The organism is Inquilinus limosus (assembly GCF_002195995.1).
GTDB lineage: Bacteria > Pseudomonadota > Alphaproteobacteria > DSM-16000 > Inquilinaceae > Inquilinus > Inquilinus limosus_C.
Genome location: NZ_NHON01000176.1, coordinates 1 through 6,548, shown reverse-complemented (window position 1 = coordinate 6,548; position 6,548 = coordinate 1). Strand labels below are relative to the sequence as shown.

5 protein-coding genes are annotated in these 6,548 nt (G+C 68.9%); all 5 read right to left on the bottom strand.

What is annotated here, in order from left to right; all coding sequences use genetic code 11:
- Positions 1-371 precede the first annotated feature (371 nt).
- The gene (pnp, locus tag BWR60_RS35285; RefSeq protein WP_230983279.1) at positions 372-2,519 is read right to left on the bottom strand and encodes a polyribonucleotide nucleotidyltransferase; all 2,148 of its coding nucleotides are present in this window, start codon (positions 2,517-2,519) and stop codon (positions 372-374) included.
- Positions 2,520-2,750: 231 nt separating this feature from the next.
- Positions 2,751-3,020, bottom strand: a complete 270-nt coding sequence (gene rpsO, locus BWR60_RS35280; protein ID WP_088157909.1) for a 30S ribosomal protein S15 — start codon at positions 3,018-3,020, stop codon at positions 2,751-2,753.
- 14 nt (positions 3,021-3,034) lie between these two features.
- The gene (gene truB, locus BWR60_RS35275; protein WP_088157907.1) at positions 3,035-3,991 is read right to left on the bottom strand and encodes a tRNA pseudouridine(55) synthase TruB; all 957 of its coding nucleotides are present in this window, start codon (positions 3,989-3,991) and stop codon (positions 3,035-3,037) included.
- Positions 3,981-4,400, bottom strand: coding sequence for a 30S ribosome-binding factor RbfA (gene rbfA, locus BWR60_RS35270; RefSeq protein WP_088157905.1), 420 nt, complete (start codon positions 4,398-4,400; stop codon positions 3,981-3,983). Before rbfA ends, truB begins: the two co-directional genes overlap by 11 nt.
- Positions 4,401-4,516: 116 nt before the next feature.
- Positions 4,517-6,397 (bottom strand): translation initiation factor IF-2, encoded by a 1,881-nt coding sequence (infB, locus tag BWR60_RS35265; RefSeq protein ID WP_218823832.1) that lies wholly within the window; start codon positions 6,395-6,397, stop codon positions 4,517-4,519.
- Positions 6,398-6,548: the final 151 nt, after the last annotated feature.

Below are 6,548 nucleotides of genomic sequence, written 5' to 3'. Positions count from 1 at the left end.
GCTTGGAAGATGCGGCCGCGGCGCCAAGCTACCCCACGGGCTGCAAACCAAGGGGGATACGGGCTCACGACCGCGATGCGGTGCCGGGCATTGCCCGGCACCGCATCTCCACCATCCTCGCAGATCTTCAACACACAAGGGGGAGGGGTCTGCGCGCGTCCGCGCGCGAATGTGCAGAGAGCAGTCTCGCTGCCAGAGGCAAAACGTCAGAGTTTTGGCCGGCTCTGGCGGTGCGAACCCCCTCCCCCTATCCCCCTCCCGCAAGGGGAGGGGGGGACTCGTTCCGCTCTTCGTCGGCGTTGGTGCGAGCCTCCGCCAACAAAAAGGGGCGGCCCGAAGGCCGCCCCTGTCCGTTCCACCGAGGCGAAGCCTCAGTTGGCGGTGTCGGTCTGGCGCTGCGCTTCCTCGCGCGGCAACTCGGCGCCGGTCTGCTGGTCGATGAACTTCATCGACAGCTTGATCTTGCCGCGGTCGTCGAAGCCCAGGACCTTGACCTTGACCTCGTCGCCCATCTTGACGACGTCCGCCACCTTGGCGACGCGGCCGGGCCGCATCTCCGAGATGTGGACCAGGCCGTCGCGGCTGCCCAGGAAGTTGACGAAGGCGCCGAAATCGACGGTCTTCACCACCTTGCCGCTATAGACCTTGCCGACCTCGGGCTCGGCGACGATGCCCTTGATCCAGTTGATCGCCGCCTCGGCCGCGCTCTCGTCGACCGCCGCCACCTTGATGGTGCCGTCGTCCTCGATGTCGATCTTGGCGCCGGTGGTCTCGGTGATCTCGCGGATCACCTTGCCGCCCGTGCCGATCACTTCGCGGATCTTGTCCTTCGGGATCGAGAAGGTGGTGATGCGCGGTGCGTTCTTGTTGACCTCGCCGCGGGCCGCCGACAGGGCCTTCGACATCTCGCCCAGGATGTGGACACGGCCTTCGCGCGCCTGCTCCAGCGCGATCTTCATGATCTCCTCGGTGATCGAGGTGATCTTGATGTCCATCTGCAGGCTGGTGACGCCGCGCTCGGTGCCGGCCACCTTGAAGTCCATGTCGCCGAGATGGTCCTCGTCGCCCAGGATGTCGGTCAGGACGGCGAAGCGCTCGCCCTCCTTGATCAGGCCCATGGCGATGCCCGCCACCGGGCTGCCCAGCGGCACGCCGGCATCCATCAGCGCCAGCGACGAGCCGCAGACCGTGGCCATCGAGGAGGAGCCGTTCGACTCGGTGATCTCCGACACCACGCGGATGGTGTAGGGGAACTGCTCCTTGGTCGGCAGGATCGGGTGCACCGCGCGCCAGGCCAGCTTGCCGTGGCCGATCTCGCGGCGGCCCGGGCTGCCCATGCGCCCCGCTTCACCGACCGAATAGGGCGGGAAGTTGTAGTGCAGCATGAAGTTCTCGCGGTACTCGCCCTCGAGCGCGTCGATGATCTGCTCGTCCTGGCCGGTGCCCAGCGTGGTGACCACCAGCGCCTGGGTCTCGCCGCGGGTGAACAGCGCCGAACCGTGGGCCCGCTTCAGCACGCCGACCTCGGCGACGATCGGGCGGACCGTCTTGGTGTCGCGGCCGTCGATGCGCAGGCCGGTGTCCAGGATGTTGCCGCGGACGATGTCGCTCTCGAAATCCTTGAACACGCCCGGGCCGACCGCGAGCTCGGCGTCGTTGCCCTCGAGCAGGGCCAGCGCCTTCGCCTTGACCGCGTCGACCGCGGCGTAGCGGTCCTGCTTGCGGACGATCTTGTAGGCGTCGCGCAGCTCGCCGGCGACGGCCTGGAACTTGGCCTTGACGGAGGCGACCTCGGCCGGCTCCTCGCCCAGCGCCCAGGGCTCCTTGGCGCACATCTCGGCCAGCTCGATGATCGCCTGGATCACCTGGCGGGAGGCGGCATGGCCGAAGGCGACGGCGCCGAGCATGACCTCCTCGGTCAGCTCCTGCGCCTCGGACTCGACCATCAGCACGCCTTCCTCGGTGCCGGCGACGACGAGGTCGAGCGCGCTCTCCTTGGTCTGCTCCAGCGTCGGGTTCAGCACGTACTGGCCGTCGATGTAGCCGACGCGGGCGGCGCCGATCGGGCCCAGGAACGGAATGCCGGAGATGGTCAGGGCGGCGGAGGCGCCGACCAGGGCCGCGATGTCCGGATCATTCTCCAGATCGTGGCTCAGCACCGTGGCGACGACCTGGGTCTCGTTCCGGTAGCTCGGGTGGAACAGCGGGCGGATCGGGCGGTCGATCAGGCGGCTGACCAGCGTCTCGTTCTCGGACGGGCGGCCTTCGCGCTTGAAGAAGCCGCCCGGGATCTTGCCGGCGGCGAACGCCTTCTCCTGGTAGTTCACGGTCAGCGGGAAGAAGTCGAACTTCGACTTCTGCTTCGACCCGACCGCGGTGCAGAGCACGACGCTCTCGCCATAGGTGACGAGCACGGCGCCGTCGGCCTGGCGGGCGATCTTGCCCGTCTCGAGGACCAGCTTGCGGCCGCCCCAGTTGATCTCTTTGCGATAGATGTTGAACATCGCTTTTTCCTTCATCGGACACCCCGCGCCACTTCGGGCCTATCGGGGTCGGGCCGCTCCACGCCGGGCCCGGGGGCGAAATACGACAAGCGCCGCCGGCTGGGGGGCCGGCGGCGCCGATGTCACGAAATCAGAGACTCTCTTCCGATCGTCATCCTCGCGAAAGCGGGGATCTCATCACGTCCAAACCGGGTGGAGATTCCCGCTTTCGCGGGAATGACATGGAAAGGAGAGTGCATGCGGTTGTTAGCGACGCAGGCCGAGACGCTTGACGATGTCCTCGTAGCGCGCGTTGTTCTTGCGCTTGAGATAGTCGAGCAGGCGGCGGCGGCGGCCGACCATGATCAGAAGACCCCGACGGCTGTGGAAGTCCTTCGAGTGGGTCTTCAGGTGTTCGGTCAGGTTGGCGATGCGCTCGGACAGGATCGCGACCTGCACCTCCGGCGAACCGGTGTCCCCGGCCTTCGGGGCGTAGGTGCCAATGACTTCCTGCTTGCGCTCCGGCGTAATCGACATCGTGGTCTCCTAGATCAGAGGTTGAGGATGCGCACCGGCCGGATCTCGCCGCCGTCGATGCGGGCCAGGGCCACGGGGGCGTCCCCGCAGAAGGCCAGAACGATGGCGTCCGGGTTGTCCGGATCGAGATCGAGGGCGGCGATCCGCTCCCGATCCGAGCGCCGAAGCAGCGCGACCGACTGGCCGTGCCGCATCCGTTGCGCTTCAGCTTCCGTCAGGGCCACCGCCGGGATGTCGTCCAGCGGGGTCTCGACCGGAAGCAGAATGCCGTCGAGGGCCGATTGCTCGGCCCCCGGCTGCTTGGCTAGCGCGTCGATATGCTCCAAGGGGACCGCGTCGTCAAGGCCGAAGGGGCCAACCGCGGTCCGGCGCAATGCGACGATGTGTCCCACCGTGCCGAGGACCAGCGCGATGTCGCGGGCCAGGCCGCGCATATAGGCGCCCTTGCCGGACTGCACGTCGAAGGTGGCGTGGTCGCGGTCCGGGATCTCGGCCAGGCGCAGGTCGTCGATCCGGATCAGCCGCGGCGCCAGCTGCACCGCCTCGCCGGCGCGGGCCAGGTCGTAGGACCGCTCGCCGTCGACCTTGATGGCGGAGAAGGCCGGGGGCACCTGGCTGATCTCGCCGATGAAGCGGGGCACCACTGCGGCGATGGCGTCCGGGTCGGGCCGGACATCGCTGGTCGCGGTGACCTGGCCCTCGGCGTCGTCGGTGTCGCGCGCCTCGCCCCAGCGCACGGTGAAGCGGTAGGTCTTCTCGCCGTCCATGGCGTAGGGCACGGTCTTCGTCGCCTCGCCCAGCGCGATCGGCAGGATGCCGCTGGCCAGCGGATCCAGCGTGCCGGCATGGCCAGCCTTCTCGGCGTCGAAGATCCGGCGGACGCGCCCGACCACCTGGGTCGAGGTGACGCCGACCGGCTTGTCGACCACCACCCAGCCATGGACCGGGCGGCCGCGCTTCCTACGCGCCATCGGAATCGTCCGACGGCTCTTCGTCGTCGGACAGGTCGCGGGCGATCACGTCCTGGTGCAGCAGCGTGTTGATCTTCTGCGCATAGTCGAACGAGGTGTCGGCCTGGAAGCTGAGCTGAGGCGTGTGGCGCAGCCGGACGGTCTTCGCCACCTGGCCGCGCAGGAAGGACGCGGCCCGGCGCAGCGCCGGCAGCACGACGTCCATCTTGTCGCCGTTCAGCGTGGTGACGAAGACGGTGGCGTGCTTCATGTCCGGGCTGGGCCGGACCTCGGAGACGGTGATCGAGACGCCGGCAAGATCGGGGTCGTGCATCTCGCCGCGCAGCAGGATCGCGGCCAGGGAATGGCGCAGCTCCTCGCCGACGCGCAGCTGGCGTTGGCTCGGGCCGTTGGCAGGGGTGTGTCGCATGGTCTGTACTCGAAACGGCGCCGGTCCGGCGGGCGGGTGTGCCGCCCGGCCGGACCGGGGAAGGACCTGCCGTCAGGCCCGAAGGCCGGCGGCGCTGGGGCAGGAGGGGCCGGGCGCTAGAGCGCGCGGACCTCCTCGACCAGCTCGAAGCACTCGATCACGTCGCCGGCGCGGATGTCGTCGTAATTCTCGAAGGCCATGCCGCATTCGTAGCCCTCGCGCACTTCGCGGACTTCGTCCTTGAAGCGCTTCAGGGTCTTCAGCGTGCCCTCGTGGATCACGACGTTGTCGCGCAGCAGGCGGACGCCGGCGCCGCGCTTGACCACGCCGTTGGTGATCATGCAGCCGGCGACCTTGCCGACCTTGGTGATGTTGAAGACCTCGCGGATCTCGGCATTGCCGATGTAGTTCTCGCGCATCTTCGGCGCCAGCAGGCCGGTCAGGGCCGCCTTCACGTCGTCGATCACGTTGTAGATGATCGAGTAGTAGCGGATCTCCACACCGTCGCGCTTGGCCATCTCCCGCGCCTGCGGGTTGGCGCGGACGTTGAAGCCGATCAGCATGGCCCCGGTCGACGCCGCCAGGGTGACGTCGCTCTCGGTGATGGCGCCGACCGCGGAGTGCAGCACGCGGACCTTCACCTCGACATTGTCGCCCGCGGCCTTCTCCAGCGAACCGGCGATGGCCTCGACCGAGCCCTGCACGTCACCCTTGATGATGACCGGCAGCTCCTTCGCCTCGCCCTCGCGGATCTTCTCGAACATCTGCTCGAGCGAGCCGCGCGCGGTGGCGACATGGGACGCCTCGCGCCGCTTGCGGGTGCGGAACTCGGTGATCTCGCGGGCCCGGCTCTCGCTGTCGACGACCACGAAGTCGTCGCCGGCGAGCGGCGTGCCGTTGAGGCCGAGCACCTCGACCGGCTGGGCCGGCCCGGCCGCCTTCAGGGTCTGGCCGCGGTCGTCGAGCAGGGCGCGCACGCGGCCCCATTCGCCGCCGGTGACGAAGATGTCGCCGACCTTGACGGTGCCACGCTGGACCAGGACGGTCGCGACCGAGCCGCGGCCGCGCTCCAGCTTGGCTTCGACCACGGTGCCCTCGGCCGGACGGTCCGGGTTGGCCTTGAGGTCCAGCACCTCGGCCTGCAGCAGGATCGCCTCGACCAGCTTGTCCAGGCCCTGGCCGGTCTTGGCCGAGACCGGGACGTCGAGGGTCTCGCCGCCCATCTCCTCGACCACGATCTCGTGCTGCAGCAGCTCGGTGCGCACGCGCTCCGGCTTCGCATCCGGAAGGTCGATCTTGTTGATGGCGACGATGATCGGCACCTCCGCCGCGCGGGCGTGGCGGATGGCCTCGATCGTCTGCGGCATGACGCCGTCATTGGCGGCCACCACCAGCACGACGATGTCGGTGGTGTTGGCGCCGCGGGCGCGCATCTCGGTGAAGGCGGCGTGGCCCGGCGTATCGATGAAGGTGACGCGCTGGCCGGATGCGACCTGCACCTGATAGGCGCCGATATGCTGGGTGATGCCGCCGGCCTCGCCGGACACCACGTTGGTGTGCCGCAGCGCGTCCAGCAGCGAGGTCTTGCCGTGGTCGACATGGCCCATGATGGTGACGACCGGGGGCCGCGGCTGCAGGTTCTCCGCCACGTCCTCGTCGCCGCGCAGGCCGATCTCGACGTCGGATTCGGCCACGCGCTTCACCTTGTGGCCGAACTCCGCCACCACCAGCTCGGCAGTGTCGGCGTCGATCGACTGGGTGATGGTGGCCATCACGCCCATGCGCATCAGCGACTTGACCACGTCGCCGCCGCGCTCGGCCATGCGGTTGGCCAGCTCCTGCACGGTGATGACCTCGGGGACGACCACCTCGCGGGCGATCTTCTCCTGGTTCTGGCTCTGCATCGCCAGGCGCTCGCGCTCGCGGGCCCGGCGCATCGCCGCCAGGCTGCGGCCGCGGGTCTCGCCGTCGTCGCTCAGCGCCTGCACCACGGTCATCTTGCCGGAGCGGCGCTTCGGCTCGGACTTGCCGGCGCCGGGGGCGCGCTTCGGCGGGGCCGCGGGCGACAATGTCGAGGTGAAGGTCCGCGTGCTGCACTCCGCGGTCGGCGCCATCACCGAGAGCGACGTCACCCTGGCGGCGTCGACC